Origin of the sequence: Dactylosporangium sp. NPDC051541 (genome assembly GCF_044454505.1) — a bacterium.
Classification (GTDB): domain Bacteria; phylum Actinomycetota; class Actinomycetes; order Mycobacteriales; family Micromonosporaceae; genus Dactylosporangium.
In genome coordinates this window covers 17251-44172 of sequence record NZ_JBITDU010000033.1, presented here as the reverse complement: position 1 = coordinate 44172, position 26922 = coordinate 17251, and the positions used below count along the sequence as shown (strand labels likewise).

Below are 26922 nucleotides of genomic sequence, written 5' to 3'. Positions count from 1 at the left end.
CAGGCCGAGGTGGAGAGTGACCTGCCGCCGGTCGATGAGCGGGGCGGGGATGACGGGAAGCCGCGGAATACGCATTCCGGTGGTGAGGGGCGCAAGCCGTTGCCGCGGTCGGCGCATCGGTTGCCGCTGGATGATCGGTTCCTGGCGCCGCGCAAGAAGCTGACGGCGCCGGCCGCGGATGACTCGCCGGAGGTGCCGCCGCCGCCGTCGTATTCGGCGCTCGCGGGTGGGGCGGTGCCGGGGGATCCGACCGCGACCTACTCGGCGATCATCGGGTCGCGGCTGCGGGCCATGCTGCCCTGGTCGACCAGCGGTGACGATCCGATGGCGGGCATTCTGCGGATGCACCGGCAGATCCATCCGACCGCGGACATCGCGCTGCTGCGGCGCGCGTACGGCACGGCCGAGCAGATGCACCGCGGGCAGATGCGCAAGAGCGGCGAGGCCTTCATCTCGCACCCGCTGGAGGTCACCGAGATCCTCGCGGACCTCGGGATGGACACGACGACGCTGGTCGCGGCGCTGCTGCACGACACCGTCGAGGACACCGACTACACGCTCGGCGCGCTCGAGCGGGACTTCGGCGGCGAGGTGGCGCTGCTGGTCGACGGTGTGACGAAGTTCGACAAGATGTTCTACGGCGCCGACGCCGAGGCCGAGACGATTCGCAAGATGATCGTCGCCGCCGGGCGGGACGTGCGGGTGCTGGTCATCAAGCTCGCCGACCGGCTGCACAACATGCGGACCATCGACGCGCGGTCGGTGAAGTCGCGGGTGCGGATCGCCACGGCCACGCGGGAGGTGCTGATCCCGCTGTGTGAGCGGCTCGGGATTCAGGCGCTGAAGCGGGAGCTCGAGGACTGGGTGCTGCGGGCGGTGTCGCCGAGCGGGTATGCGGTCGTCGACGACTATGTGCGGCAGCGGGTCGGCTGGGACGGCTACCTCGACAAGGTCATCTCGGCGCTGACCAGCGATCTGAAGAAGTTCAGCATCGACGCGACGGTCTCGCCGCGGCCGCGGCACCTGCACTCCATCTGGAAGGACACGGTCGACGGCGGCCATGCCGAGCCGCACGACCTGCCGCGGGTCGTGATCGTGGTCGACGGGGCGGAAACCGACTGTTATGCGGCGCTCGGCGCGGTCCACGGGAAGTGGCGGCCGGTCCCGGGGCGGTTCAAGGATTTCATCGCCACGCCGAAGAACAACAACTACCGCTCGCTGCACACCACCGTCCAGGGCCCCGGCGAGCAGGCCCTCGAGGTGCTGATCCGCACCGTCGAGATGCACCAGTCGGCGGAGTACGGCATCGTGGCGAACTTCCGCTACCCCACCACGGCGGCCCGGTTCGGGCCGGCGTCCAAGGCCGAGCAGCTCGACTGGCTGCGCCGGCTGCTCGACTGGGAGGCCGCGGCGTCCGACCCGGCCCAGTTCATCGCCTCCCTGCGCTGCGACCTCGCCGAGGACCAGATCCTGGTGCTGACGGCCGGCGGCGGGCGGCCCGTGCTGCTGCCGTCGGACGCGACGCCGGTCGACCTGGCCTACATCCTCGGGGCCGACGTCGGCAACCGATGTATCGGCGCCCGGGTCAACGGCCGGCTCACCGCGGTCTCCTCCCCCCTCGCCGACGGCGACACGGTCGAGATCATCACGCGGGCCGGCCAGCGCGACGAGTTCGACTTCGACGCCGACGCCCCCGCGCGCGGACCGTCGCCGGAGTGGCTGGACTTCGTGCGTACCCCGCACGCCCGCCTGCACATCAGCCGCTGGTTCGAAGCGCACGAAGCCCCGGCGATCACCGTCGCCAACAAGGTCAGGCTGGGCCGGCTCGCCATCGGCCTCGCGCTCCGCCAGCAGGGCCGCGGCCTGGCCAGCGACCTCCCCCTGGTCCGCCTCGCGCCCCGCCTCGGCTTCCCCGACCTCGAGACCCTCCTGGTCGCCGTGGCCGACCACGCCCGCACCGCCGACGAGGTCGTCAACGAGTTGATCGCCCTCGTGGACCAGCAGCCGCACTGAAGCATCGGCCAGCGCGACCACACCGGGCAACCTCGACACCAAGCAGTGCGAGCCGCCGGCACCGAGCACACCCGCACCGCCGACGAGGTCGTCAACGAGTTGATCGCCCTCGTGGACCAGCAGCCGCACTGACTCACTAGCCTTACCGGATGACCGACATGCGTGGGCGCGTCCGTGGGCTGGCGTACCGCACGTTCTACCGCCTCCCCGGCCGTTGGAAACGGCGGATCGTGCGCACGTTCCAGCCGACGTACACGATCGGGGCGGTGGCGATCGTCCGTGATCCCGCGCGCACACAGCTCCTGCTGCTCCGCCAGCCGCCCGGCGCCGGTTGGTCGCTGCCGGCCGGGCTGATGGACCGCGGGGAGACGCCGCGGGAGACGGCGGTTCGGGAGCTGCGCGAGGAGACCGGGCTGGAGGTGGCGGTGGAGCAGATGCGGCCGGCCACGCCGAACGCCATCGTGCACACGGTCGGGCAGTGGGTCGACATGGTGTTCGAGACCGAGGTCGAGCCCGGTGGCGAGCTGGTCGTCGACGGGGGCGAGATCCTGGAGGCGGCCTGGCACCGGCTCGACAACCTGCCGCCCATGACGGTGTCGACGTCGCGGCTGCTCGCGCATTACGGGATCGGGCCGTACAAGGACTACCCCGAGGTGCTGGAGGCATGAACCCGGACGTCTGCGCGGTCGTCCTCGCGGCCGGTGAGGGGCGGCGGCTGCGGCCGCTGACCGAGCACCTGCCGAAGGCGCTCTGCCCGGTCGGCAACGTGGCGCTGCTGGACCGGGCGCTGGAGCGGGTCGAGGCCCTGCAACTGCCGGTCGCCGTCAACGCCTGTTACCTCGGTCAGATGGTACTCGAGCACGTGGGTCAACGGGCTCATGTTTCTTTGGAGCCAGATGCCCCCTTGGGTACTGCCGGAGGCCTCGGACTGCTCCGTGACTGGATCGACGGCCGAGGTGTGCTGGTGGGCAACGCCGACGCGTATCTCCAGTCGGACCTGAAGCCGGGCGAGGACATCGCGGCGCTCCTCGACGGGTGGGACGGGCGGGAGGCGCGGCTCCTCGGCGTGCCCGGGCCGCCGAACGAGTTCACGAAGCACAGGTTCGCCGGGTTCTCGCTGCTGCCCTGGGACCTGGTGGCACGGCTGGAGCCGGAGACCTCCGATCTGGTGCGCCTGGCGTGGCGGCCCGCGGAGCGGGAGGGGCGGCTCAAGGTCGTCGAGTATCCGGGCACGTACCTCGACACCGGGACCCCGGCGGACTATCTCAAGGCGAACCTGCAGGCAGTACACCAGCGAAATCTGATCGCCGAAGATGCCGTCGTGACCGGAGCCGTCGACGCGAGCGTGATCGGGGCCGGAGCGGTCGTCGCCGGGCGCGTGACCCGGGGTGTCGTGTGGCCGGGCGGGGTGGTCGCCGCGGGCGAAACGCTGACCGACGCGATCCGGGTCGGCCGGGAGCTGACCGTCGCCGCCCACTAGCATGACGGGTGTCCACATGCTGGAAGGAGCCCCGCAGGTGATCACCGCGATCGTCCTCATCGACTGCGCGACCGACTCGATCCCGGAGGTCGCCGAGAACATCTCCAACCTCGACGGTGTGAGCGAGGTGTACTCCGTCGCCGGCAATGTGGATCTCATCGCCGTGGTGCGGGTGGCGCAATTCGAGGACATCGCCGAAGTGATCGCCAACCGGATCTCGAAGGTGCCCGGTGTCGTGGAGACGGACACGCACATCGCGTTCCGCGCCTACTCCCGCCATGACCTGGAGGAAGCTTTCGCGATCGGACTTCCCGACGCCGATTGATTTCTTTTGTGGGTGCCCTTTGTCCGGACCCTTTTGAGGTGCCGCAAATCGCATCGAATGCGTGCGGATAACGGGGTACCCTCGCCGCCATGAGGATCGGCATCGTAGGGGCCACCGGGCAGGTCGGCAGCGTCATGCGCCAAATCCTGGCCGAGCGGTCGTTCCCGGTAGACGAGTTGCGCCTGTTCGCCTCCGCCCGTTCGGCGGGGCGGCCCATCGACTGGCAGGGCAAGCCGGTCACGGTGGAGGACGCGGAGACGGCGGACTTCGCCGGCCTGGACATCGTGCTGTTCTCGGCGGGCAAGGGCACGTCCAAGGAGCTCGCCCCGAAGGTCGCCGCCGCCGGTGCCGTCGTCATCGACAACTCGTCCGCGTGGCGGATGGACCCCGAGGTGCCGCTGGTCGTCGCCGAGGTCAACCCGCACGCGGCCGCCGACCGGCCGAAGGGGATCATCGCCAACCCCAACTGCACCACCATGGCCGCGATGCCGGTGCTGCGCCCGCTGCACACCGAGGCCGGGCTGGTCGCCCTGGTCACGGCCACCTACCAGGCGGTCTCCGGTGCCGGGCTGGCCGGCGTGGCCGAGCTCGACGAGCAGGTGCGCAAGGTCGCCGACGGCGCCGCCGCCCTCGCCTTCGACGGCTCGGCGGTGCAGTTCCCGGAGCCGAAGAAGTTCGCCGCGCCGATCGCGTTCAACGTGCTGCCGCTGGCCGGCGCCATCGTCGACGACGGCTCGTTCGAGACCGACGAGGAGCAGAAGCTCCGCAACGAGAGCCGCAAGATCCTGGAAATCCCCGACCTGAAGGTCTCCGGCACCTGCGTCCGCGTCCCCGTGTTCACCGGGCACTCGCTGCAGGTCAACGCCCGGTTCGAGCGGCCGATCAGCGTCGCCCGGGCCACCGAACTGCTGGCGTCGGCGCCCGGGGTCGTGCTGAGCGACATCCCGACCCCGCTGCAGGCGGCCGGTGCCGACCCGTCCTACGTGGGCCGGATCCGCGTCGACGAGACCGTCGAGCACGGCCTGGCACTGTTCATCGCCAACGACAACCTGCGCAAGGGCGCCGCGCTCAACGCGGTGCAGGTCGCCGAGCTGTTGATCAAGTAATCGCGACCGCGCGGCCGGCCCGGCCCCCTACCACGGGTCCGGGCTCGGGCCGCCGGCGACCTTCCCGGCGATCTCGGCGTAGGCCCGCTCCAGCGTGGCCAGGCCGGCCTGCCGCCACGGGTCCGGGAACGGCTCGCCGGCGACGCGCTGGAGCGTGTTGATGCCATCGGCGATGTCGTCGGCGGCCGCGGTCAGCCACGGCAGCGACGCCGTCAGCGTCCGGCGGCCCGACTCCGGGTCGTAGTAGCCGACGCCGGTCACCCGCAGGGCTTGACCGCGCAGCCCGCGCGCGGCCGCCTCGAACCGGGCGAGGGCCTGCGTGCGCAACTGGTCCCGAATCCTGGCGTCGGTGGTGTACCGCGCCTGCCCGAGCAGGCTCAGCCCGGCGAAGATGTCGACCTCGATCGGGTTGGGGTCGTTGTCGCCGTAATGCAGGACAAGCAGGCCCCAGCACTTCACACAGCCGATGATGTGCAGCTCCTCGTCGACGGGGAAGGTCTGCTGCAGTACCTCCGGATAGCCGGAGGCAAGCACATAGTGGTCGAGTTTCTGCGGTCCGGCCTGCGCGGGCGCCGGCAGGGCCAGCACGGCCAGCGCGGCGGCGGCCACGGCCGCGACGAGCTTGCGGATCACGGGCGTCCTCCTGGGAGACGTCGGGACTGATGCCGCCAGCGTCCGGACCGGGCTCACGATCTCGTCAAGATCACCTCAAGGCCGACTGTCGCGATGGCGACGGCGCGTCCGTGATCGGTCGCTTTCAATGACGGCGTGACGTTTGCGACGATCGGGGACCGGCGGGTAGTGCTCGTCGCGGCGGCCGCCGGCTACGGCAAGTCGCACGCCGTGCGCGCGTGGCTGGAGTCGCTGCCGGCCGAGGCCCGCGCCGACTGGACCGTCCACGACGACTGCGACCCCGCCGACCTGCCGGTCCCCGGGCCGGACGGGCGGCTGGTGCTGATCTCCCGGCAGCCCCTCGACGTCGATGCCCGCGCCGCCCGGGTCGGAGCCGAGCAGCTGGCGCTGTCGGCCGCGGCGGTGGCCGAGCGGCTGCCCGCGCTGCCGCCGGCGCTGCGCGACCGGATCGCCGCCGACCTGTTCGACCTCACCGCGGGCTGGCCGGCCCTCGTCGACCTGGCCGCGGCCGGTCTGGCCCGGGCTCGTCAGGACGATCCCGACGCGCCGATCGCCGCGCTGGCCGAGACGCTGGCCGCGCCCGGGAGTCCGCTGCACGGGTACGTCGCCGGCGAGGTGCTCGATCAGCTGCCGGCACCGGCCCGGGCCGCGCTGCGCACCGCCGTGCTCCTCGAGCAGGCCTCCGCGGCGCTGGTCCCGGAGCTGGAGACGCTGGTGCGGCTGGGTGTGGTGGTCGCGGGAGCGCCGCCGCCGGGCGGCTTCGGGGCCTGGTACCGGCCGGTGCCCCTGGTCGCCGCGGTCGCCCGAGTGCACTGGCCGGCCGCGGCCGGGCGGCGGGAGTGGCTCGCCTGGGCCGACACATACCTGAAGCTGCGACTATGGGCGTCGGCGGCCGGTGCCCTGCTGGCGGCCGGCGACGAGCCGGGCTGCGCGAAGATCCTGGCCGCGCACGGCGACGCGATCCTGGCCGCCGGGGGCGGGCACAGCATGGTCGCGGTCGTCGGCGCCCTGGCTGCCGCACACCGCAGCGACGCCGTCCGGCGCTGCTACGGCGAGGCCCTGACGCAGATCGGCGATCACGACGCCGCCCTGGCCGAGCTCACCGCGCTCGCCGGGCCCGCCGGGGCGATCGACGCCGGCCTGGCCTGGCGGCTCGGGGTCGTGCACTACCACCGGGCCGAGCGGGCGGCCGCGGCCGCGGCGATGGGCCGGGGCCGGATGGAGCCGGCGCCGACCCGGGACGAGGCGCTGCTGCTGGCCTGGATGGCGACCGTACGGTGGAGCGTCGGCGAGCTGGCCGCCGGTGAGGAGCTCGCCGCCCGGGCCCTGAGCGCCGCCACCGCGCTCGGCGACGACCGGGCCCTCGGTACCGTCCACACCGTGCTGGCGATGCTGGCCGCGCTGCGCGGCGACCGAGCCGCGAATGACGAGCAATACAGCAAGGCTCTGGTGTACTCCACGCGCGCCGGCGACACCGTGCAAGTGGCCCGCATCCAGGCCAACCGCGTCAGCCGCCTCAACGAGGAGGCCCGCTACCACGAGGCCCTGGCCGCGGCCGGCCCGGCAGTGCGCGCGGCCGAGGCCGCCGGCCACACCCCGTTCGTCGCGTTGGCCCTGGTCAACCAGGCCGAAGCGCTGGTCCGGCGGGGCCGGCTGGACGAGGCCGAGCGGTCCTATACCCGCGCGCTCGTCATCCACCAGCGCACCGGCTCCCGCAAGGTGGCGTACGCGCTGATCGGCCTGGCCGGCATCGCGCAGCTGCGCGGGCAGCGGAGCCTGGCCCGCGGCGCCTACGAGGAGGCGGTGCGCGCGGCCGCCGGCCACGGTTTCCTGCAGTGCCTGGTCCCGGCGCTGGCCGGGCTGGCCTCGGTCCTGGCCGGGCCCGCGGCCGACCCGGCCGAGCTGATGGCCGCGGCCGAGTACGCCCGCGCCGCCCAGGCCGCCGCGAGCGGTCCGCTCGCCATCGTGGCCGAGCTGGCGGCCGGGCGGGTGGCGGTAGTGCGTGGTGATCAGCCCGCCGTCATCGCGGCCGCGGCCGAGGTGGCCCGGCTCGCCCGCATCCACCGTGACCAGGCCGGGCTGGCCCAGGCGCTGGAGCTGCGGGCGACGGTCTCCGGCGAGCCGGCCGAGGCCCTGCGGGAGGCGGCCCGGATCTGGGTCGCGGCCGGCGCCGGCCTGGACGCCGACCGGACGGCCGTGCTCATCGCGGCGCTGCCGGCCGCTTCGGCCCGCGAACAGCTCGACGGAGCCCTGGCCGTGGCTCGGCTGGAGGCGGCCGGGGTGGTGGGCTCGGCCGGGGCGCCGCCGGTCGAGATCCGCACGCTCGGCCGGTTTGAGGTGCGGGTGGCCGGGATGGCGGTACCTGTATCGGAGTGGGGCTCCCGCAAGGCCCGTGACCTGCTGCGGATTCTGGTCACCCGGCGGGGGCGGCGGATCGGCCGGGAGGAGCTCGGCGCGCGGCTGTGGCCGGACGAGCCGCCGGCCCGGGTCGCGCACCGGCTGTCGGTGGCGCTGTCGACCGTGCGGACCGTGCTCGACCCGGCCCGCCGCCACCCGGCCGATCACTATGTCGACGCGGCGGCCGGCGGCATCGCGCTGCGCCTGCGGCACGTGCGGGTCGACCTCGAGCTGTTCCTGGCCGCCGCCGACCTCGGCCTGGGCCGCCGCGACCGCGGCGACGCGGCGGACGCCCGGGCGGCGCTGACCGCGGCCGCCCGGTCGTATCACGGCGACCTGTTCGAGGAGGAGCCGTACGAGGACTGGTCGACGGCCGTGCGCGAGGAGCTGCGCCTGGCCCACCTGCGCGTCCTGCGGGCCCTCGCCGAGCTGCACCTGGCGGCGGCCCGGGCCGACGACGCGATCGCCTGCCTGCTCCGCATCCTCACCATCGATCCGTTCGACGAGCGCGCCCACGCGGCCCTCGTCGCCGCCCTGACGCAGGCCGGCCGCCACGGTGAGGCCCACCGCGCCCGACACCGCTACGAGACCGCCATGGCCGAGATCGGCGTCACCCCCGCGGCCGTCACACGTGGCGGTTGAACCAGTCGACGATCGCCTCGAAGCGCTGGATGCGGTGGGACGGGCGGCCCGTGCGGGACAGCTCGTGCCCCTCGCCCGGGAAGAGCAGCAGCTCGACCTCTGCGCCGCGGCGCTTCAGGGCGACGAACAGGCGGTAGGCCTGCTCCACCGGACACCGCCAGTCCTGCTCGGAGTGGACGATGAGCAGCGGGATGTCGATCCGGTCGGCGTACGTCAGGGGGCTCTGGGCCGCGAAGTCCGCGGTGTAGAGGGCGTCGGCGAAGTACCAGCCGATGTCCGACGAGCCCGAGAAGCTGTCGATCGCGTTCACGGCCCGCTCGGAGACGGCCGCGCGGAATCGGTCGCCGTGGTGGGCGGCGAGCCAGGTGGTCATGAAGCCGCCGTGGGAGCCGCCGAGCACGCCGACCCGGGCCGCGTCGAGGCCGGGGTCCTTGAGGGCGGCGTCGAGCAGCGCGAGCAGGTCGGTGGCGCTGACCTCGCCGACGTTGCCGCGGATCGGCTCGCCGTGGGACTCGCCGTAGCCGGACGAGCCGCGGGGGTTGCCGTAGACCACCGCGTAGCCGGCGTCGGCGTAGACCTGGGCCTCGTCGAAGAGCCGCCAGCCGTACTGCGCGTAAGGCCCGCCATGGATCATGAGCAGGACCGGGTGCGGCCCTTCCGTCGCGGGGCGGACGATCCAGCCGTGGACCGGATAGCCGTCCGGGGCGGTCGCGGTGACCTCGGCCTGGTCGAGGGCCGCGAAGCCGTCGCTGAAGCCGGTGAGCCGGCGCTCCCCCGCATACACCTCGCCCCAGTCGGCCGGGGTGGCGATCGTGGTCACCAGCACCCCGCCGGCCGAGGCGAACCCCGCGACCTGGCGGGGGCCGTCGACCAGGACGGCCGGCTCGGAGCCGTCGAACGGCACCCGCAGCAGCTGGACGGCGCCGCGGTGCTCGTTCATGAACAGGACGCCGTCCGGGTCGACGTCCAGGTCGCCGGTCAGCATGGCCAGGTGGTGCCCGGCCGGGTCCAGCAGCGAGCGGACCGGGCCGCCGGTGAGGGGCACCGACCACAGCGACTCGTTGCGCAGGACCCCGCCGGCCGGGGCGGCGGCGAAGACGACCTCCCGACTGTCGGGCGTGAACCGGGGCAGGGTCGCGCTCAGCGTCGCGTCGGTGAGCACGCGCAGGTCGGTGCCGTCGGGCCGGACGACGCAGACGTCGACCGCGACCCGGTTGCGGTCGCGGGCCGAGGTGAACGTGAGCCACTCGCCGTCCGGGGAGTACCGCGGGTCGCCGTGGTCGTGCGGGCCGTCCGTGAGCCGGGTGACAATGCCGTCGGCCAGCGCCACGGTGCACAGCTGGGCCGGGCGGTCGGGCAGGAAGCCGACGCCGTCGACCCGGTTGAACAGCTCGGTGAGGCGGCGGGCGGGCTCGGCGTCCGGGTCACCGGTGTAGCGGGCGTCTTGCGGTACCCGCGCGGAGAATGCCAGCGTGGAGGAGTCCGGCGACCAGTCGGGCCGGCTCACGCCGAGTGGCTCGTCGGTCAGCTTGCTGGCCTCACCGCCGCCGACTGGCAGTACCCACAACTGGGCCTTGGCTTTTGGATCTTCCCGACGGAGGAAGGCGAGCCACTGGCCGTCCGGGGAGAAGCGGGGAGCGCTGTCGTGCCAGCCCTTCGTCAGCGGGGCCGGTGGCGCGGAGCCGTCGGCCGGGATCCGCCACAGCTGCGCGGTGTAGGCGTCGGTGGGCCGGTCGGGGCGGGAGAGCGCGACTACGGCGGTGGCCCCGTCGGGACTCAAGGTGGGTGCGCCCGGTGTGCGCAGGTGCTGGAGATCGACTGGTTTCACGACCTGCACCCTACGTCCTACGCTGATGACCATGGTGGAGACCGTGAGCCGGGGGACGGACACGATTGCGCTGCACGTCCACGCCGGGTCGGCCGACGACGCGCCGCTGGCGGTGCTGTGGCCGGCGATGGGGGTGCCGGCGCGGTACTACCGGCGCTTCGCCGAGGATCTCAACGCCGCCGGGCTCGACGTGGTCGTGGCCGACCTGCGCGGGACCGGGGAGAGCAGGCCGGCACCGTCCGCGCGGTCGCGATACGGGCTGCGCGAACTGACCGACGACGTCGGCGCCGTAATAGATCGGTATAAAGGCCGAAGGATCGTCCTCATGGGCCACTCACTCGGCGGGCAGGCGTGTGCGCTGCACCTCGGGCGGCACCCGGACGCCGACGTTCAGGGGCTCGTCCTGCTGGCGGTCGGCCTGCCCTACTGGCGCAGCTACCCCGGCGGCCAGCGGACGAAAGTCCTGGTGCAGACGCAGACGCTCAACGTCGTCGGGTCGGCGCTGCGGGTGTGGCCGGGGTGGGGGTTCGGCGGGCGGCAGGCGCGCGGGGTCATCCGGGACTGGGCATACACCGCGCGGACCGGGCGGTATCCCGAGGAGCTCGAGCGCGGGCTGGCCCGGGTGACGACGCCGATCCTGGCCGTCGACATGGCCGGGGACCAGTACACGCCGCCGGGGACGGTCTCGAAGCTGCTGGCGAAGATGCCGCTGGCCCCGGTGACCAGGGAGGACTACGACCCCGGCGAGCCGATCGACCATTTCCGGTGGGCCAAGCACGGGTCGGCGCTGGCCAAGCGGGTCCGGGACTGGGCCTCATGACGAAGGCCCCGACGCGAGTGCGTCGGGGCCTTCGTTCACTGCTCAGTGGCCGGTCGTGATCTCTTCGCGCTCCTGCTCCGCTTCCACCTGGCGCGGGGCCGGCTTCGGCGGCGGGGCGGCCTTCTCGATCGGGAAGAAGAAGCCCTTCACCGTCGGGGCCAGGGCGCCCAGGCGGTTCATCTTCTTCGGCACGACCCAGCCCGCGTAGTCCAGGCCGTGGTGGCCGTCGCCGTCCGCGTGCCCGTTGGACGGGCCCGGCAGCGGCTGGTGGACCTCGATGAAGCGGCCGTCCGGGAGGCGGCGGATGATGCCCGTCTCCACGCCGTGGGCCAGGACCTCGCGGTCGTGCTGCTGCAGGCCCAGCGCGATGCGGTAGGCCGCGTAGTAGGCCAGCGGCGGGACGACCAGCATGCCGATGCGCCCGGCCCAGGTCATCGCGTTGAGGCTGATGTGGAACTTGTCGGCCAGCACGTCGTTGCCGCCGGAGATCAGCAGGACGACGTAGAACGAGATCGCCATGGCGCCCAGCGCCGTGCGCAGCGGGTTGTCCCGCGGGCGCTCGAGCAGGTTGTGGACGGCCTTGTCCTTGGTGAATCTGGCCTCGATGAACGGATAGAAGATCGGCAGCATCGTCAGGATGCCGGGCAGCACCACCGTCGGCCAGAAAATCGGCGGGATGGTGTAGCCGTCACCCCAGCCGAACAGGTCGAACCTGATCTCCCAGGCCGGGAAGAGGCGGGTGGAGCCGTCGAGGAACATGACGTACCAGTCGGGCTGGCTCGCCGCCGAGACGACCGCGGCCTTGTAGGGGCCGAACAGCCAGATCGGGTTGATCTGGAAGAGGCCCGCGAGCGCGGCGATCATGGCGAACACGATCATGAAGAAGCCGCCGGCCTTGGCCGCAAAGCCCGGGAACATCCGCACGCCGACCACGTTCTCGTTGGTCCGGCCGGGGCCGGGCCACTGGGTGTGCTTCTGCTTCACCAGCAGGCCCATGTGGACGCTGATGAGCGCGAGCAGCGCACCCGGGACGAGCAGCACGTGGACGATGTAGAGCCGGTCGAGGATGACCTCACCCGGGAACTCGCCACCGAACAGCGACGTGGTCACCCAGGTGCCGACGATCGGGATGGAGAGCATGATCGCCGAGGCGATGCGCAGGCCGGTGCCGGACAGCGCGTCGTCGGGCAGCGAGTAGCCGCCGAAGCCCTCGAGGAAGCCCATCCAGAACAGCAGCACGCCGACGATCCAGTTGGCCTCGCGCGGCTTGCGGAACGCGCCGGTGAAGAACACCCGGAACATGTGCACGACGATCGCGGCCATGAACAGCAGCGCGGCCCAGTGGTGCATCTGGCGCATGAAGAGGCCGCCGCGCACGTCGAACGACAGGTGCAGGGCGGTGTTGTACGCCTGCGACATCTCGACACCGCGGAGCGGGGTGTAGCTGCCGTCGTAGACCGTCTCGGCGAGGGACGGGTCGAAGAACAGCGCCAGGAAGATGCCGCTGAGCAGCAGCACGACGAACGAGTAGAGCGCGATCTCCCCCAGCAGGAACGACCAGTGGTCGGGGAAGACCTTGTTCAGCAGGCGGCGCAGCGGGGTGGCCGCCTGGAACCGCTCATCGAGCGCGCTGGCCGAGTTGCCGGGCAGCGCCCGGAGATCGATCTTGCGCCGTTTCATGGCCGCTCCCAGAAGGCCGGTCCGACCGCGATCTTGTAGTCGGACTTCGCTACGAAGTATCCCTCATCGTCCACCGTGATCGGCAGCTGCGGCAGCGCCCGGCTGGCGGGGCCGAAGATCGGCCGCGCGTTGTCGGTGATCTGGAACTGCGACTGGTGGCAGGGGCACAGCAGGCGGTTCGTCTGCTGCTCGTACAGGCTGGCCGGGCAGCCCGCGTGTGTGCAGATCTTCGAGTAGGCCACGAAGTTCTGCCACTGCGAGCCCTCGTTCACCGCCTTGGCGTGCGACAGGGTCTCCTGCGCGTCCTCCTCGCGGAGGTGGATGAGCAGGGTCGGCGAGTCGGCGAACTTGTTGGTCGCGCCGTGCGGGATGCCCGGGAAGACGGTGATCTGGCCGCCGACGCTGATGTCGGCCGGGCGGATCGGGGTGCCGTCCTCGTGGGTGAGGCGCACCGGCTTGCCGTCGTTGTGCTTCGGGTCCCAGCCGGTGGTGAAGAAGATGTTCTCGTCACCCTGCTTCGGGGCCTTGATCAGCGAGCCGACCAGGATCGCGCCGGCGACCGCGCCGAGCGGGGCGGCACCGGCGAGGAAGGCCAGGCCGACGAACTTGCGGCGCTTGAGGCCGAGCTCGTCGCCCATGTTGAGGATCGTCGCCGCGGTGAGCTTCTGCTCGGTGCTGTCCGAGTGCCCGTCGTGGCGCTCCTGGATCGAGACCTCCTCGGGGAGGAGCTTCTTCGACCAGACGATGATGCCCAGGCCCAGGGTCAGCAGGCACAGGCCGAGCGTCGCGCCCAGGACCGGCGTGTAGAAGGGATACCAGTCCTGGTAGGTCGCGTTGCCGTGGCCGTAGTGCCAGGGCCACCAGATGTAGGCGACCACGAACGCGGTCCCGAAGAGCCCCGTGAGCAGGAACAGGAAGGACAGCATGCGCTCGATGCGCCGCTCGGCCTTCGTGCCCGGCACCGGGAACCGGGGCGCGTAGTGCACGATCTCGACACCGTCCCGGCGCGCGCCCTCCTTGACGAGGTCGAACCGGGTGAGTGCCGGGTCAGTCGCGTCGAACTGCTCCTCCGTCGGAGCGTGGTGCGTCGTGGTCATGACTTCCCTGCAATCCACAGCGTGGCGAACACGAGCGCCGCGATACCGACGAGGAAGATGACGAGCCCCTCGGGGACCGGGCCGTAGCGGCCGATGTTCCAGCCGCCGGGGTCGCTCGCCGGGTTCTGGTTCAGGTTCTGGATGTAGGCGATGATCGCGGCCTTGTCGTCCGGGCTCAGCTGGTTGTTGCCGAACACGGGCATGTTCTGCGGGCCGGTCAGCATGGCGCCGTACATGTCGCGGTTGGTGGAGTGCTGCAGCGTCGGGGCGAACTTGCCCGAGGACAGCGCGCCGCCACCGGTGGAGAACGCGTGGCAGGCCGAGCAGTTGACCCGGTAGAGCTCACCGCCGTGCGCGAGGGTCTTGGGGTCGGCCTGGGCCTTCTTGACGTCCTCGTTGAGGCTCTCGGCGCTCGGCAGGGTCGGGCCGCCACCCAGCTCCTGGATGTAGGCGCCGATGTCGGCGGCGTCCTGCTCGCTGTACATCGGGTCCTTGCGCTGGGCCTGCGCCTCCTGGCGGGCCAGCGGCATGCGGCCGGTGTTGACCTGGAACTCCACCGCCGCCGAGCCGACGCCGATGAGGCTCGGGCCGCGGCCCTGCACGCCCTGCCCGTTGGTGCCGTGGCAGGTGATGCAGCTGGTCTCGTAGAGCTCCTTGCCGTGCTTGGCCTGGTCGGACAGGGCCGGCACGTCCTCGGCCCGGCCGACGCCGGGGGCGTATGCGCTGTAAAGGCCGCCGACAATCGTGAGCGCGGCGATCAGGCGTGCGGCCGCCTCGAGGCGCCGGCGCAGCTTGCCCCGCGCCGCGCGCGCACCGCCCGGCACCAGCCGGGCAAGCGGCCGCTTGCTCTGCTCAGAAGTCATGGCCTCACCTTTGTCGTCATCACCTATGTCGTCTCGGTGGTTGATCGGGGTGGCAGTCGGGGAGCCGTGACGCGGCCCGACTCGACGTACTTCCTACTCCTGGTATTCGTGCCTACCGCAGGGAGCAGATGCTCACTGCAAGAAGTAGATCATTGCGAACAGTGCGATCCAGACCACGTCGACGAAGTGCCAGTAGTAGGACACGACGATCGCCGCCGTCGCCTGGGCCGGCGTGAAGCGCCCCATCGTCGTGCGGATCAGGTAGATGACGAATGCGATGAGGCCGCCCGTGACATGGAGGCCGTGGAAGCCGGTCGTCAGGTAGAACATCGAGCCGTACCCGTCGCCGTTGATCTTCACGCCCTCGCCGACGAGGTTGCGGTACTCGTTCACCTGGCCCAGCACGAAGACCAGACCCATGATGAACGTCAGCGCGAACCACCGCCGCAGGCCGTGCACGTCACCGCGCTCGGCGCGGAACACGCCGATCTGGCAGGTGATGGACGACAGCACGAGGACGATCGTGAATGTCAGAGCGTAGGGGACGTTCAGCACCTCGGTGTGCTTCTCCCAGAGCTCCGGCGCTGCCGCGCGGATGGAGAAGTACATCGCGAACAGTGCCGCGAAGAACATCAACTCACTGGAGAGCCACACGATCGTCCCGACACTGACCATGTTGGGCCTGGTCAGTGAGTGGATCTGGCTCTTGGCAATCGCTGGGGCCGCAGTCACAGCGTCATTATTGCCCCCGATCATCACCGGGTTTGCGCGGGGTCCACCAGACACGGACGATTCGTGCGCGGGCATAGTGTGGAGACGTGTTCCAAGCTGCCGAATCAGGCCCTCCGAGCGCCGCGACGATCCTCGGGTCGTTCCACGTCTCGTGGCTGACGCTGGTGCTGCTGGCCGCGGCCGGGGTCTACCTCGCCGGCGTCGCCAAGCTGCACCGCCGCGGCGACCGCTGGCCGATCGCGCGGACCCTGTTGTTCCTGTTCCCGGGACTGGGAGCCATCGCGTCTGTCACGATGAGCGGTGTCGAGGAGTACGACACCACGCTGCTGAGTGTCCACATGGTGCAGCACATGGTGCTGTCCATGATCGCGCCGATCTTCCTGGCCCTGGGCGCTCCGGTGACCCTCGCGCTGCGCACCCTGCCGCCCCGCGGCCGGCGCACGCTATTGGCGGTCGTGCACTCCCGGCCGGCGCGGATCCTGGCGTTTCCGTTGGTGGCATACGGCTTCTTCGTAGTGACGCCATTCGTGCTCTATTTCACGAATCTTTACGAGCTGACCATGCGCCACGAGTGGGTCCACGAGCTCACGCACGCGCACTTCATCGCGGTCGGCTGCCTCTTCTTCTGGCCCCTCGTGGGCCTCGACCCGCTGCCGGGGCGGTGGCCATACCCGGCCCGGGCACTGCTGATGTTCCTGTCCACGCCGTTCCACACGGTGCTCGGCCTGACCATCATGCAGAGCAAGACCCTGCTCGGTGGCGACTGGTATCCGTCCCTGCACCTGAGCTGGTCCGACCCCGTCCACGACCAGGTCGTCGCGGGCGGGATCCTCTGGGCCGGCGGCGAGTTCGTGTCGGTGACGATGCTGGCCGTGCTCGTCGTGCAGTGGATGCGCCAGTCGGACCGCGAGGCCACCCGGATCGACCGCAAGCTCGACCGCGAGGAGCGGCTGCGGCGCGAGGAAGAGGAGTGGTCGGCCCGCACCGGCATCGCCATCGCCCCGGACGGTACGATCCCGGAGGCAGACGCCACACGAGGAGCAGCGCGCACATGAGCGAGCACATTGTCCTGCTGTACAGCGACGACGCCGACGTCCGCGACCGGATGCGGCTGGCCATCGGCAGCCGCCCCGCGGTCGACCTGACGGTGAAGTTCGTCGACGCGTCGACCTACGCCGAGGTCGTCAAGCTCGTCGACGACACCGACATCGACCTGCTGGTCCTCGACGGCGAGGCCACCCCCGGCGGCGGGCTGGGCATCGCCCGGCAGCTCAAGGACGAGATCACCGACGCGCCGCCGGTCGTGCTGGCCATCGCCCGCGCCGCGGACCGGTGGCTGGCCAGCTACGCCAAGGTCGAGGGCACGATCATGTATCCGCTCGACCCCGTCACCACCGGGGAGACCGTCTCCGCCCTGCTCCGCGCATACCCCGCCATTCGCCGGTAGGAGGCCTTTCATGGGCGATCGCACGTGGCCGACGTTGCTCACCGCCCTGCTCCGCGGGGAGGACCTGTCCACCGACGACGCGCGGTGGGCGATGAGCGAGATCTTCTCCGGCCGCTCCACGCAGGCGCAGACCGCCGCGTTCGTGATCGCGCTGCGGGCCAAGGGCGAGACCCCGGCCGAGGTGGCCGCGTGTGCCGAGGTGATGCTGGAGTTCGGGGCCAAGGTGCCGGCCTCCGACGAGCTGCGCGGCACGGCCGTTGACATCGTCGGCACCGGCGGCGACCGGGCCAACACCGTGAACATCTCGACCATGGCCGCGGTCGTGACCGCCGCCGCCGGCGTGCCCGTGGTCAAGCACGGCAACCGGGCCGCGTCGTCCTCGACCGGCGCCGCTGACCTGCTGGAACGCCTCGGCGTCACGATCGACATGGGCCCGGAGGACGTGGCCCGGTGCGTGGCCGAGGTCGGCATCGGCTTCTGCTTCGCCGCCCGCTTCCACCCGGCGATGCGCCACGCCGGTGGCCCGCGGCGCGAGCTGGGCGTGCCGACGGTGTTCAACTTCCTCGGCCCGCTGACCAACCCGGCTCAGCCGACGGCGGCCACCATTGGCTGCTTCGACCCGCGGATGGCCCCGGTGATGGCCGGCGTCATGGCCGAGCGCGGCTACTCGGTGCTGGTCGTGCGCGGCGAGGACGGCCTGGACGAGTTCACGACGGGCGCGCCGACCCGGGTCTGGGTCGTTTCCGGGGGTACCGTCAGCGAGACCCTCTTCGACAGCGTCGACCTCGGTCTGGCCCGCTCCGCCCCCGGCGACCTGCGCGGCGGGGACTCGGAGCACAACGCGGACGTCGCCCGGCGGATGTTCGCCGGTGAGCCGGGGCCGGTGCGCGACGCGGTGCTGCTCAACGCGGCCGCGGCGATCGCGGCCCGGGCCGGCGCTCTGACCGTCGACGGCCTCGGCACGCAGCTCAAGGCCGGTCTGGAGCGGGCCGCGGCGGCCGTCGACTCCGGCGCCGCCACCGACCTGGTCGCGCGCTGGACCGCCTTCAAACCGGTCTGATCCGCCCATAACTCGCGGCGCGGGTGCGCCGTTGGTTGGGGCATGGCCGAACTGCCGCGCAACAACCCCAAGAAGGCAATGCTCTCCGCGGTCATCGCCGGTGCGCTGACGCTCGGCTTCGCCGGCATGATGGCGAAGTCGTGCAGCACGCCGACCAAGGAGCAGCAGGAGCCCGTCAACCAGGCCCTGGAGATGGTCGACTCGCTCGCCTCGCGGCTGGTCCTGGGCCTGGACAACGACGCGACGCTGCAGTATGCGACCCCCTCCGGCTCAATCGTCACGGTCTCGCAGTCGACGCCCCGGCGGGCCTACCGCGGCGGCGGCGTGACCTACATCTCGACCCCGGACGGCACGTTCCTGTGCTCGACCGGGGTGGCACCCTCCCCCGCGAAGGGCCGTAAGCCCGTCACGCCGCCCGTGACGTGCCAGGAAGGCCCGGGGGCGGACACGATGTCCCCGACCGAGGCCAAGGCCATCAGCGCGGCGTTCGGGGGCGAATTCCTGGCCCCGGAGGCGGCGCTGGGCCGGCTGGCGACGATCGCACAGGGCGACGGGGTGCGGGCCGGGGCGTCCAAGCGCGGCGACGCGCAGTGCGTGTCGGTGACCGCGACCGGCATCCGCACCGAGATGGCGTGCGTGAACCCGGCCGGGCTGCTGGCGTACTTCCAGGGCACGACCGATGCCGGGAAGGCGACCGAGCTCGTGCTGCAGTACACGACGCCGAGCGTGAGCGAAGAGGCGTTCCTGCCGCCCAAGGTCGCCCCGGCCGCTTCGGCTGCCGCCAAAAAGTGACCTGACACGCTGGGTCCGGTCCTCGGTTGTGCGTCCGGTCGGTGCGACGGTGGCGATATGGAGCTGCACTGCGACACCTGCGGCCAGGTGCGGATCTTCGAGAAGCCGACCTGCGCCGACCACCCACGCGCCAACTGCCCCGACTGGGCGTGCACGGCCTGCGCCGCGGCCATCGTGGTGGCGCCGGTCATTATGCTCATGGACCGGCGGCCGCGGGTCCTGCTCCGGCGGCGCGCCGCGGCCTGAACGGCCGTTCAGCTCGCCGCAACTACCGTTCGGCGCAGAAGTTCAACTGCCGGCTACATCGACGCGGAACAATCCGGCCATGAAGATTGGCCGCCGCCTCGCCGTTCCCCTCGCCGCGGTGCTGCTCGCCCTGGGTGTAGCCACCGACGCCCACGCCGCCGTCCCCACCGACAAGCCCGCCGTGATGGCGACGTGGTCACAGCCGACCGCCGCCAGTTACAACGCCTGGAACTCCGCCCGCCTCAACCAGGGCGCCTGGGCCGCGTACGGCTTCGACTGGACCACCGACTACTGCTCGTCCAGCCCCGACCAGCCCCTGGGCTTCGACTTCCGCCGCCCGTGCCAGCGCCACGACTTCGGCTACCGCAACTTCAAGCTGATCGGCACCTTCCCGGCGAACAAGAGCCGCATCGACGACTCGTTCTACTACGACCTCAAGGCCAAGTGCGCCACGTACAACGTGTTCGTGCGCCCGGCCTGCACCAGCCTGGCCTGGACGTACTACCAGGCGGTGTCGGCCTTCGGCAGCATCTCGCTGAGCGACGCGGCCCTGGACAAGGCCGCCGACCTCCTCGCCAAGGGCCAGCGCGCCCAGGCCCGGGCCGAATCGAACGCCGCCGCCTGACGGAGACGGAAAAGGCCCCCGGAACAGCTGCTCCGGGGGCCTTGCCAGGTCTTGCTCCAGTGCTCGGCGCCGCTCTAGCGCTCGGCGCCGCTCTTGTCTGGTGTTCGGCGCCGCTTTTGCTCTAGTGCTCGGCGCCGCGGCGGGAGCCGCTGTAGTACTCGAACATCAGGCCGCAGGTCGCGAAGATGACCGACAGCAGGCCGACCGCCACCAGCCACCACTGGTCGAACGCCAGGCCCAGGCTCGCGATCATCGCGGACAGCGCCAGGCCGAACGGCCAGTAGCTGCCCGGGCTGAAGAAGCCCAGGTCACCGGCGCCCTCAGCGATTTCCGCGTCGGGGCGGTCCTCGGGGCGGGGCTCCATGCGGCGGGCGATCATCGCCAGGGCGCCGCCGATCATCGTCAGCAGCAGCCCGGACAGGATGAGCGCGACCACGCCGATCCACTCGGTGCCGTGGTGACCGGACTGCTCCCGCGGGGCCGCGCTCGTCCACCAGCCGTAGAGGCCGGCCATGGCGAACACGAACAGGGCCAGCACGAAGAAGAGACGGTTTTCAGCCTTCATCGCCGTTCGCCTCTCAGCTCGCCGACCGCTTGGTGCGGTCGGTGTCGAACGGGTGGGTCGTGGTCGCGTAGCCGTTGTTCGGGAAGCCGAGCGAGGCCAGCGCCGCCGGGGTGCTCTGGCCCGCGGTGCGCAGGTCCAGGTAGCGGGTGTACTGCTCCGGCGAGACGACCCGCAGCTCGAAGTTCATCATCGAGTGGTAGGTGCCGCAGAGCTCCGCGCACCGGCCCACGTAGGCGCCCGCGGCGTTGTCCTTGAGCTTGATCTCGAAGCGGTTCTCCACGCCCGGGATGACGTCACGCTTGAACAGCACGTCGGGCACCCAGAACGAGTGGATGACGTCCTTCGAGGTCTCCTTGAACTGCACGCTCTTGCCCGCGGGCAGCACCAGGACCGGGATGTAGTCGTCCGAGCCGACCGTGATGATGGACTTGCCGTCCGGTCCCTTGGTGTCGGTGTAGACGAACTGCCAGTTCCACTTCGAGGCGATGACCTCGACGTTGACGTCCGGGTTCTTCGAGAGCCGGTCGACGTCCGTCTGGATCACCGCGGTGTAGAAGAACAACACGGCGATGACCACGAACGGCGCCACCGTGTAAAGAATCTCGAACGGCATGTTGTATCGCGTCTGCGGGGGCAGCTCGTCGCCCCGCTTCCGGTAGCGCACCACGCACCAGAAGATCAGACCCCAGACGAAGACACCGACGGCGAGCGCCGCGACGACCGACCCGATCCACAGGTCGTACATCCGGTCGCCCTGCTCGGTGATGCCCTTGGGCCAGCCGAACCCGTTGAACGTGTCCCCGACGGAGCATCCGGCGAGCAGAGTCGTCGCCCCGACGGCCGAGACGGCGAGCCCGACGGCGCGCGCGGGGCTCAAACCTCTTGAGACCACCTGCTCCTGCCTCCTTAGCAGTGCCGTGAAAGCCATCTCCAGCAGCTTCTCACGGCAAGCCTCACCAACGCTGGCGAGCGTACTCGACCATGTGCGGTCCGCCCGGCTTGGGGTGGTCGTGTCCGGGTCGGGATACCGTTGCGCGGGTGGGCGTCTACCTTGACGCGGCAACCGCCGCTCCCCCGCATTCCGTTGTGGGACAAGCATTGCAGGCCGCTTTGGCCGACGGCTGGGCCGATCCCGGCCGGCTCTACACCCCGGCCCGCCGGGCCCGGCAGCTGCTGGACGCGGCCCGGGAGACCACGGCCGGGTTACTGGGCGTGCGCCCCGACGAGCTGCACTTCACGGCCGGTGGGAGCGACGCCGTCCGGCGGGCGGTGGAGGGGGTCCGGCGTTCCCGCGGCCGCCGGACGGTCGTGCACAGTGCGGTCGAGCACTCCGCCGTTATAAAAGCGGCCGGCGATTCGGGGGTACTCCTCCCCGTCGACCGCACCGGCCGAGTCTCCCTGGAAGCGTTGCAAACCGCGCTGACCTCGGCGGATTCCGCGGAAGTGGCCCTGGTCGCGGTCCAAAGCGCGAATCATGAGGTGGGGACGGTGCAACCGGTCGGCGCGGCGGCGGAGCTGTGCGCGGCGGCCGGCGTGCCACTGCTGGTCGACGCGGCCCAGTCGATCGGCCGGACCGACCTGCCCGACGGCTGGTCGCTGCTCACCGGCAGCGCCCGCAAGTGGGGCGGCCCGGCCGGGGTCGGCGTCCTCGCCGTCCGCAAGGGCACGCGCTGGGAGGCGCCTTGGGACGACCCGGCGGCGGACGTGCCGGCGGTGTTCGCGGCCGCGGCGGCGCTTCGGGCCGTGGCCGAGCATGCCCAGGCCGAGGGGGTACGGCAGCGCACGCTGGTCGACGAGATTCGCCGGACGGTCGCGGCCACCGTGCCCGACGTCGAGGTCGTCGGGGCCCCGGACGAGCGGCTCCCCCACATCGTCACGTTCTCCTGCCTGTATGTGGACGGCGAGGTCCTGCTGCAGGCCCTGGACCGGGCCGGTTTCGCGGTCTCGTCGGGCTCCGCGTGCACGTCGGACACGCTGCGGCCCTCGCACGTCCTGGCCGCGATGGGGGTGCTCACCCACGGCAACGTGCGGGTTTCGCTCCATAGTGGAGTGTCCACGGAAGACGTGCGGGCGTTCCTGGCCGTCCTGCCGGGCCTGGTCGCCGACGCGCGGGCGGAGGCGGGTCTGTGAGCTTGGTCATCGACGCACTGGGCAAGCGGTGCCCACTCCCCGTCATCATGCTGGCCAAACTCGCGGCGCAGCAGGCCGCCGGGACGGAGATCGCCGTGTTGGCGGACGACCCCGCGGCCGCGGTCGACATCCCGGCCTGGTGCCGGATGAAGGGCCACACGTTTCTGGGGACGGACGGCGATCGCCACACCGTCCGGCTCTAAGTGGCGCGGAGGCGGCGGATCGCGAGGTAGGCCTCGCAGCCCAGGCACAGCCCGAAGAAACCGTTGAGGAACGCGGCCACCAGGGCGAACGCGGCGAACACAATGCCGAGGACGGTCGCGCCGCTCAGGTAGCCCATCGCCGCGAACACGGTGAAGACGAGGCCGACCGCCTGGGCGAAGCGGACCGGGGCCGGGTCCTCGCGCTCGGCCGGCGGGCCCAGACGGGGCGCGACGAGGTAGCGGTAGACCAGCGCGTACGCGTTCCAGCGCGGGTTGCCGGCACCGACCGCGAAGATCACCGCCTGGGCCAGGGTGAGCCAGCCGCTGCCCGTCAGCAGGATGACCACGAAGACGATGGTGGTGAGCACGGCCGCGAACCGTGGACCGCGCGGGTCCAAGCCAACGGGTGTTGTCATGCGGCCAGCACCTCCGTGACGGTCTTGCGCAGGTCGGCGCGGTCGGGGACGCCGACGGTGCGGCGGGCGATGCGGCCCTCCCGGTCCACGACGAGCAGGGTGGGCAGGCGCCAGATGTCCAGGCCCTTGACCGCGTCCAGGTGCTCATCGGCGTCGACTTCGACGTGCCGTACCCCCGCGATGTCCTTGGAAAGATCAGCGCAGACGGCGCGCACCTGGCGGCACGGGGCGCAGGTCTTGGAGGTGAAGTGCAGCAGGGTGACCCCGTCCGAGGGCCCGCCGGGGAGCAGGCCGGGCGGCAGGGCACCCGCAGATGCGCGAAGGCGACCGTAGCGAGCCCGATAGATCAGGCCGGCCACGGTCGCCGCGGCGAGCACCGCCAGGACCACGTACGTCACGGCGGCAACGATACTCTCAACCCTAGTTAGCCGGTAGGGATAGCCGGGTCACCTTCAGGGCTACGCCGGCAGGTGGTCGCGGATCTCGTCGGCGGCCGCGTCGCCGTAGGTGTCGGCCAGGCGCTTGGCCACCTCGTCGCGCTGGATCGTGTACTCCTGCGGGCCGACGGTCTCCAGGACCAGGGCCGCGACCATGGAGCCGACCTGGGCGGCGCGCTCGAGGCCGAGGCCCCACGACAGGGCGGCGAAGAAGCCGGAGCGCCAGCCGTCGCCGACGCCGGTCGGGTCGACGGTCTGCACGCCGCGGATCGCCGGCACGCGGACCTCGGCGTCGAGGGTGCGGCTGCGGATCACACAGCCGTCCTTGCCCAGGGTGGTGATCACGAAGCCGACCTTGTCCAGCAGCACGTCCGTGGTCAGGCCGGTCTTGCTCTCCAGGAGCTCCTTCTCGTATTCGTTCGTGAGCAGGTAGGCCGCCCCGTCGACGAGCTTGGCGATCTCCTCCCCGGGCATGATCGCCAGCTGCTGGGAGATGTCGGCGGCGAACGGGATGCCCTCCGCACGGCACTCCTCGGTGTGCCGGATCATGCCCATCGGGTCGTTGGCGCCGATGATGACCAGGTCGAGGCCGCCGACCCGCTGCGCGACCGGGGCGATCTCGATGTTGCGAGCCTCGGACATGGCGCCCGCGTAGAACGAGGCGATCTGGTTCATGTCGTCGTCGGTCGTGCAGACGAACCGGGCGGTGTGCGCGACCTCGCTGACCAGGATCGAGTCGCAGTCGACGCCGTGGCGGGTCAGCCAGCTGCGGTAGTCGGCGAAGTCGGCCCCGACCGCACCCACCAGGATCGGGCGCAGCCCGAGCTGGCCCATGCCGAACGCGATGTTGGCGGCGATCCCGCCCCGGCGGACCGTGAGGTCGTCCACGAGGAACGACAGCGACACCTTGTGCAACTGGTCGGCCAGGAGCTGCTCCGCGAAGCGGCCCGGGAAGTGCATCAGATGGTCGGTCGCGATCGAGCCGGTGACGGCGATCTTCATGGGGATCCTCGAAGGTCGGACGGGCGGTTGGAGAGCCTGGACAGCCTACCTTGGTGCGGTTTTCCCGGCCGACGCCTGTTTCTGGTCCGAGACGCTTGTGGTTTGCGACGCCGAGGGGCTTTTGCTCCGCAACGCCCGGCGGCTTTGGTCCGCCGCGCCGGGCGGCTTTTGGCCCGTCACGCCCGACGGCTTTTGGCCTGTCACGTCGGGCGGCCTCGGTTTGCCACGCCGGGCGGCCTCGGTTTGCCACACCGGGCGGCCTTGGTTTGCCACGCCGGCCGGGTTTTGGTCTGTCACGCCGCGCGGCTTTTGGTTTGAGACGCCGAACGGCCGCCCAGCTGTTGCCGGGCGGCCGTTCGGGTCGTTCGCTGGTCTTAGTGGAACGAGTCGCCGCAGGCGCAGGAGCCCTGGGCGTTGGGGTTGTCGATGGTGAAGCCCTGTGCGTCGATCCGGTCGGCGAAGTCGATCGTCGCGCCGGTCAGGTAGGGCACGCTCATGCGGTCGACGACGACCTCGAAGCCGTCGTAGGTGCTGACCTTGTCCCCGTCGAGCGAGCGCTCGTCGAAGAACAGCTGGTAGCGCAGGCCGGAGCAGCCGCCCGGCTGAACCGCGACACGCAGCCGCAGATCGTCCCGGCCTTCCTGCTCGAGCAGGCCCTTCACCTTGATAGCGGCATCCGCGGTGAGGCCGATGCCGGCCGGGTTGTCCGTCTGAACGGGCTCGGCAAGCTGCGAAGCGGTCACGATCAAAGCTCCCTGCGGTGATGTCTACAGTTCCTCAGAGGTCAACACCGGGGCCTCCGAGAGCTATTCCCCACCCATACTGCCACTACTTCTGCTAACGACTCCACTGCTGCGCCAGTCGTCGTCCGAGTTCACGCAGCCCGTCGGCCGGTTGTGACATGGCTTTCGGCACGCTGCCGAAGTGCTCCACCAGCGAGTGGGCCTCGGTCACGCCGATGGCCGCGGCCTCCCGCCGACCCGCGTCGACCCGCCCCGCGACCACCACACACGGCACACCGAGATCACGTGCGGCGTTCGCCACACCCGCCACGACCTTCCCCCGCAGTGACTGTTCGTCGAACGACCCCTCACCGGTCACCACCAGGTATGCCGACTCCAGCTCCGCGTCGAGCCCGGTCAGCCGCCGGACCAGCCCGATCCCCGACTCCACCCGCCCGCCGAGCGCGAGGATCGCGGCACCGAGCCCGCCCGCCGCACCCGCACCGGGCAGCGTGGCGACACCGGACGGACAGCCGGGAAGCGTCTCCAGTACCTCCGCGAACCGGGTCAAAGCCCCGTCGAGCAGGAACACGTCCTCCCGGCTGGCGCCCTTCTGCGGCCCGAACACCGAACTCGCCCCGTGCAGCCCCAGCAGCGGACTGTCGACGTCCGTGGCGGCCACCAGCCGCGCCTCCCGCATTCGCGGCACCCCACCGAGCCCGGCACAGGCGGTGAGGGCCGCGCCACCGTACGGAAGGGCGTATCCGGCCGCGTCGAGCGGAGCCGCCCCGAGCGCCGCGAGCAGCCCGGCCCCGCCGTCGTTGGTCGCACTCCCCCCGAGCCCGATGACCACCTCCCGCGCCCCGGACTCGACCGCCGCGACCACCAGTGGCCCCAGCCCGAAACTCGTAGTGTGTTTCGGATCACGCTCAGCCTCGGCGAGCAGGTGCAGCCCGCAGGCTTCAGCGCTTTCGACGTACGCGATCTCCCCGTCGAGCAGCACGTGCCCCTCAACCGCCCGCCCGAGCGGGTCGGTGGTGGCCACGGTGAGCACCTTGGCCTGCGGCAACGCGGCCGCGAGGACCGCGCTGAAGCCGGGCCCGCCGTCGGAGAGCGGCCGCAGGACGAGCTCGTCGTCGGGCTTCACCCCCCGCCACCCTTCGGCGAAGGCTTCGGCGACATCAGGGGCGGAGATCGTGCCCGCGAACTTGTCCGGGCACACGAGCACGCGCATCGGGCCATTCTGCACCGGCCACCCGTCACCGCGCGGACCGGTCAGCCGCCGGAGCAGCAGCGCCATAAATTTTGCGTAAGGCATTTTGCTTATGCTGAGCTTATGCGGGGTTTGGGATACTCGTGGTGTGGCTTGGTAGACACGTTTGTTCAGCCGGACAGAGTTGGCTTCGACGGGCGGCCCGAAGCGGAGGCGTGATTATTGTGCGGTGAACGAGCAGCTTCGCTGAGAACGCGCCAGACACCGTGCATGGGCCTCACAAAACGGCGCGCCGAAAAAGGGCGTCGAATCGCGGAAACCCGAAAGGCCGCCGTGGAAGCGAAGGCGCAACAGGCCGCCGTGGAAGCGAAGGCGCAACAGGCCGCCGTGGAAGCGAAGGCGCAACAGGCCGCCGTGGAAGCGAAGGCGCAACAGGCCGCCGTGGAAG

Annotated in this window: 28 protein-coding genes; 15 read left to right on the top strand and 13 right to left on the bottom strand. The window is 71.2% G+C overall.

Translation table 11 applies throughout. From position 1 onward, the window contains the following. Positions 1-192: 192 nt before the first annotated feature. The 5 genes from ACIA8L_RS55060 to ACIA8L_RS55040 all read left to right on the top strand — a co-directional run bounded on the left by ACIA8L_RS55060 (position 193) and on the right by ACIA8L_RS55040 (position 4924). Positions 193-2013, top strand: coding sequence for a RelA/SpoT family protein (locus ACIA8L_RS55060; protein WP_395918110.1), 1821 nt, complete (start codon positions 193-195; stop codon positions 2011-2013). A 149-nt stretch (positions 2014-2162) separates the two neighbouring features. Further along, a complete protein-coding gene (locus ACIA8L_RS55055; protein WP_395918094.1) occupies positions 2163-2681 on the top strand; it encodes an NUDIX hydrolase in 519 nt (172 codons plus the stop codon). Then, complete coding sequence (locus tag ACIA8L_RS55050; protein WP_395918092.1) at positions 2678-3493, top strand: sugar phosphate nucleotidyltransferase; 816 nt, start codon at positions 2678-2680, stop codon at positions 3491-3493. Before ACIA8L_RS55055 ends, ACIA8L_RS55050 begins: the two co-directional genes overlap by 4 nt. A gap of 37 nt (positions 3494-3530) precedes the next feature. Beyond that, complete coding sequence (locus ACIA8L_RS55045) at positions 3531-3818, top strand: Lrp/AsnC family transcriptional regulator (protein ID WP_223097192.1); 288 nt, start codon at positions 3531-3533, stop codon at positions 3816-3818. An 89-nt stretch (positions 3819-3907) separates the two neighbouring features. Continuing rightward, complete coding sequence (locus ACIA8L_RS55040) at positions 3908-4924, top strand: aspartate-semialdehyde dehydrogenase (RefSeq protein WP_395918091.1); 1017 nt, start codon at positions 3908-3910, stop codon at positions 4922-4924. A 27-nt stretch (positions 4925-4951) separates the two neighbouring features. On the opposite strand, the gene ACIA8L_RS55035 is transcribed toward ACIA8L_RS55040, so the two are convergent. Continuing rightward, positions 4952-5557, bottom strand: coding sequence for a hypothetical protein (locus ACIA8L_RS55035; protein ID WP_395918089.1), 606 nt, complete (start codon positions 5555-5557; stop codon positions 4952-4954). 135 nt (positions 5558-5692) lie between these two features. Between ACIA8L_RS55035 and ACIA8L_RS55030 the strand changes: the two genes are divergently transcribed. Next, positions 5693-8596 carry a BTAD domain-containing putative transcriptional regulator gene (locus ACIA8L_RS55030; protein WP_395918087.1) on the top strand — a complete coding sequence of 968 codons (2904 nt, stop codon included), beginning with the start codon at positions 5693-5695 and terminating at the stop codon, positions 8594-8596. Here the strand turns inward: ACIA8L_RS55030 and ACIA8L_RS55025 are convergent. Beyond that, entirely contained in the window at positions 8580-10424 is a 1845-nt protein-coding gene (locus ACIA8L_RS55025) for a S9 family peptidase (RefSeq protein WP_395918085.1), read from the bottom strand. The two genes, ACIA8L_RS55030 and ACIA8L_RS55025, sit on opposite strands and share 17 nt — an antisense overlap. A gap of 31 nt (positions 10425-10455) precedes the next feature. On the opposite strand from ACIA8L_RS55025, the gene ACIA8L_RS55020 reads away from it, so the two are divergent. Then, positions 10456-11244 (top strand): alpha/beta fold hydrolase, encoded by a 789-nt coding sequence (locus tag ACIA8L_RS55020; RefSeq protein WP_395918083.1) that lies wholly within the window; start codon positions 10456-10458, stop codon positions 11242-11244. A gap of 42 nt (positions 11245-11286) precedes the next feature. On the opposite strand, the gene ACIA8L_RS55015 is transcribed toward ACIA8L_RS55020, so the two are convergent. The 4 genes from ACIA8L_RS55015 to ACIA8L_RS55000 all read right to left on the bottom strand — a co-directional run bounded on the left by ACIA8L_RS55015 (position 11287) and on the right by ACIA8L_RS55000 (position 15616). Further along, the gene (locus ACIA8L_RS55015) at positions 11287-12924 is read right to left on the bottom strand and encodes a cytochrome bc complex cytochrome b subunit (protein ID WP_395918082.1); all 1638 of its coding nucleotides are present in this window, start codon (positions 12922-12924) and stop codon (positions 11287-11289) included. Continuing rightward, positions 12921-14021, bottom strand: a complete 1101-nt coding sequence (locus ACIA8L_RS55010; protein WP_395918081.1) for a ubiquinol-cytochrome c reductase iron-sulfur subunit — start codon at positions 14019-14021, stop codon at positions 12921-12923. The genes ACIA8L_RS55015 and ACIA8L_RS55010 overlap by 4 nt, the downstream gene beginning before the upstream one ends. Beyond that, entirely contained in the window at positions 14018-14884 is an 867-nt protein-coding gene (locus tag ACIA8L_RS55005; RefSeq protein ID WP_395918080.1) for a c-type cytochrome, read from the bottom strand. Before ACIA8L_RS55005 ends, ACIA8L_RS55010 begins: the two co-directional genes overlap by 4 nt. A gap of 132 nt (positions 14885-15016) precedes the next feature. Next, on the bottom strand, positions 15017-15616 hold the full coding sequence (locus ACIA8L_RS55000; protein ID WP_395918078.1) for a heme-copper oxidase subunit III: 600 nt from the start codon (positions 15614-15616) through the stop codon (positions 15017-15019). 128 nt (positions 15617-15744) lie between these two features. Here ACIA8L_RS55000 and ACIA8L_RS54995 point away from each other — a divergent pair, with 128 nt between their 5' ends. The 6 genes from ACIA8L_RS54995 to ACIA8L_RS54970 all read left to right on the top strand — a co-directional run bounded on the left by ACIA8L_RS54995 (position 15745) and on the right by ACIA8L_RS54970 (position 19786). Beyond that, positions 15745-16671 carry a cytochrome c oxidase assembly protein gene (locus ACIA8L_RS54995; RefSeq protein ID WP_395918108.1) on the top strand — a complete coding sequence of 309 codons (927 nt, stop codon included), beginning with the start codon at positions 15745-15747 and terminating at the stop codon, positions 16669-16671. Beyond that, positions 16668-17063 carry a hypothetical protein gene (locus ACIA8L_RS54990; protein WP_395918076.1) on the top strand — a complete coding sequence of 132 codons (396 nt, stop codon included), beginning with the start codon at positions 16668-16670 and terminating at the stop codon, positions 17061-17063. Before ACIA8L_RS54995 ends, ACIA8L_RS54990 begins: the two co-directional genes overlap by 4 nt. Before the next feature lie 10 nt (positions 17064-17073). Continuing rightward, the gene (gene trpD / locus ACIA8L_RS54985) at positions 17074-18123 is read left to right on the top strand and encodes an anthranilate phosphoribosyltransferase (RefSeq protein WP_395918074.1); all 1050 of its coding nucleotides are present in this window, start codon (positions 17074-17076) and stop codon (positions 18121-18123) included. 42 nt (positions 18124-18165) lie between these two features. Continuing rightward, on the top strand, positions 18166-18915 hold the full coding sequence (locus ACIA8L_RS54980; RefSeq protein WP_395918072.1) for a hypothetical protein: 750 nt from the start codon (positions 18166-18168) through the stop codon (positions 18913-18915). A gap of 57 nt (positions 18916-18972) precedes the next feature. Further along, complete coding sequence (locus tag ACIA8L_RS54975; protein ID WP_395918071.1) at positions 18973-19161, top strand: hypothetical protein; 189 nt, start codon at positions 18973-18975, stop codon at positions 19159-19161. A gap of 79 nt (positions 19162-19240) precedes the next feature. Further along, the gene (locus tag ACIA8L_RS54970; protein ID WP_395918069.1) at positions 19241-19786 is read left to right on the top strand and encodes a phospholipase; all 546 of its coding nucleotides are present in this window, start codon (positions 19241-19243) and stop codon (positions 19784-19786) included. A 121-nt stretch (positions 19787-19907) separates the two neighbouring features. Here the strand turns inward: ACIA8L_RS54970 and ACIA8L_RS54965 are convergent, their stop codons facing one another. Both ACIA8L_RS54965 and coxB read right to left on the bottom strand, forming a co-directional pair. Continuing rightward, positions 19908-20351 carry a cytochrome c oxidase subunit 4 gene (locus ACIA8L_RS54965; RefSeq protein WP_395918067.1) on the bottom strand — a complete coding sequence of 148 codons (444 nt, stop codon included), beginning with the start codon at positions 20349-20351 and terminating at the stop codon, positions 19908-19910. A 13-nt stretch (positions 20352-20364) separates the two neighbouring features. After that, complete coding sequence (gene coxB, locus ACIA8L_RS54960) at positions 20365-21279, bottom strand: cytochrome c oxidase subunit II (protein WP_395918066.1); 915 nt, start codon at positions 21277-21279, stop codon at positions 20365-20367. 110 nt (positions 21280-21389) lie between these two features. Here coxB and ACIA8L_RS54955 point away from each other — a divergent pair, with 110 nt between their 5' ends. Both ACIA8L_RS54955 and ACIA8L_RS54950 read left to right on the top strand, forming a co-directional pair. Beyond that, positions 21390-22481 (top strand): cysteine desulfurase family protein, encoded by a 1092-nt coding sequence (locus ACIA8L_RS54955; RefSeq protein WP_395918064.1) that lies wholly within the window; start codon positions 21390-21392, stop codon positions 22479-22481. After that, positions 22478-22684 (top strand): sulfurtransferase TusA family protein, encoded by a 207-nt coding sequence (locus ACIA8L_RS54950; protein ID WP_395918062.1) that lies wholly within the window; start codon positions 22478-22480, stop codon positions 22682-22684. The genes ACIA8L_RS54955 and ACIA8L_RS54950 overlap by 4 nt, the downstream gene beginning before the upstream one ends. On the opposite strand, the gene ACIA8L_RS54945 is transcribed toward ACIA8L_RS54950, so the two are convergent. The 5 genes from ACIA8L_RS54945 to ACIA8L_RS54925 all read right to left on the bottom strand — a co-directional run bounded on the left by ACIA8L_RS54945 (position 22681) and on the right by ACIA8L_RS54925 (position 26495). Further along, positions 22681-23100 (bottom strand): DUF4395 domain-containing protein, encoded by a 420-nt coding sequence (locus tag ACIA8L_RS54945; protein WP_395918060.1) that lies wholly within the window; start codon positions 23098-23100, stop codon positions 22681-22683. The genes ACIA8L_RS54950 and ACIA8L_RS54945 overlap by 4 nt on opposite strands. Then, positions 23097-23498, bottom strand: a complete 402-nt coding sequence (locus ACIA8L_RS54940) for a TlpA family protein disulfide reductase (protein ID WP_395918058.1) — start codon at positions 23496-23498, stop codon at positions 23097-23099. The genes ACIA8L_RS54945 and ACIA8L_RS54940 overlap by 4 nt, the downstream gene beginning before the upstream one ends. 60 nt (positions 23499-23558) lie before the next feature. Then, entirely contained in the window at positions 23559-24539 is a 981-nt protein-coding gene (locus tag ACIA8L_RS54935) for a carbohydrate kinase family protein (RefSeq protein WP_395918057.1), read from the bottom strand. 374 nt (positions 24540-24913) lie between these two features. Further along, the gene (locus ACIA8L_RS54930) at positions 24914-25282 is read right to left on the bottom strand and encodes an iron-sulfur cluster assembly accessory protein (RefSeq protein WP_223097228.1); all 369 of its coding nucleotides are present in this window, start codon (positions 25280-25282) and stop codon (positions 24914-24916) included. Positions 25283-25376: 94 nt separating this feature from the next. Beyond that, entirely contained in the window at positions 25377-26495 is a 1119-nt protein-coding gene (locus ACIA8L_RS54925; RefSeq protein WP_395918055.1) for a glycerate kinase, read from the bottom strand. Positions 26496-26922 lie beyond the last annotated feature (427 nt).

Bases quoted from the DNA above. Each gene is read 5' to 3' on its own strand.
- ACIA8L_RS55055 (WP_395918094.1), top strand. From the start codon at position 2,163: ATGACCGACATGCGTGGGCGCGTCCGTGGGCTGGCGTACCGCACGTTC.
- ACIA8L_RS55050 (WP_395918092.1), top strand. From the start codon at position 2,678: ATGAACCCGGACGTCTGCGCGGTCGTCCTCGCGGCCGGTGAGGGGCGG.
- ACIA8L_RS55040 (WP_395918091.1), top strand. From the start codon at position 3,908: ATGAGGATCGGCATCGTAGGGGCCACCGGGCAGGTCGGCAGCGTCATG.
- ACIA8L_RS55020 (WP_395918083.1), top strand. From the start codon at position 10,456: ATGGTGGAGACCGTGAGCCGGGGGACGGACACGATTGCGCTGCACGTC.
- ACIA8L_RS55015 (WP_395918082.1), bottom strand. From the start codon at position 12,924: ATGAAACGGCGCAAGATCGATCTCCGGGCGCTGCCCGGCAACTCGGCC.
- ACIA8L_RS55010 (WP_395918081.1), bottom strand. From the start codon at position 14,021: ATGACCACGACGCACCACGCTCCGACGGAGGAGCAGTTCGACGCGACT.
- ACIA8L_RS55005 (WP_395918080.1), bottom strand. From the start codon at position 14,884: ATGACTTCTGAGCAGAGCAAGCGGCCGCTTGCCCGGCTGGTGCCGGGC.
- ACIA8L_RS54990 (WP_395918076.1), top strand. From the start codon at position 16,668: ATGAGCGAGCACATTGTCCTGCTGTACAGCGACGACGCCGACGTCCGC.
- trpD (WP_395918074.1), top strand. From the start codon at position 17,074: ATGGGCGATCGCACGTGGCCGACGTTGCTCACCGCCCTGCTCCGCGGG.
- ACIA8L_RS54980 (WP_395918072.1), top strand. From the start codon at position 18,166: ATGGCCGAACTGCCGCGCAACAACCCCAAGAAGGCAATGCTCTCCGCG.
- ACIA8L_RS54975 (WP_395918071.1), top strand. From the start codon at position 18,973: ATGGAGCTGCACTGCGACACCTGCGGCCAGGTGCGGATCTTCGAGAAG.
- ACIA8L_RS54970 (WP_395918069.1), top strand. From the start codon at position 19,241: ATGAAGATTGGCCGCCGCCTCGCCGTTCCCCTCGCCGCGGTGCTGCTC.
- ACIA8L_RS54965 (WP_395918067.1), bottom strand. From the start codon at position 20,351: ATGAAGGCTGAAAACCGTCTCTTCTTCGTGCTGGCCCTGTTCGTGTTC.
- coxB (WP_395918066.1), bottom strand. From the start codon at position 21,279: ATGGCTTTCACGGCACTGCTAAGGAGGCAGGAGCAGGTGGTCTCAAGA.
- ACIA8L_RS54945 (WP_395918060.1), bottom strand. From the start codon at position 23,100: ATGACAACACCCGTTGGCTTGGACCCGCGCGGTCCACGGTTCGCGGCC.
- ACIA8L_RS54935 (WP_395918057.1), bottom strand. From the start codon at position 24,539: ATGAAGATCGCCGTCACCGGCTCGATCGCGACCGACCATCTGATGCAC.
- ACIA8L_RS54925 (WP_395918055.1), bottom strand. From the start codon at position 26,495: ATGCGCGTGCTCGTGTGCCCGGACAAGTTCGCGGGCACGATCTCCGCC.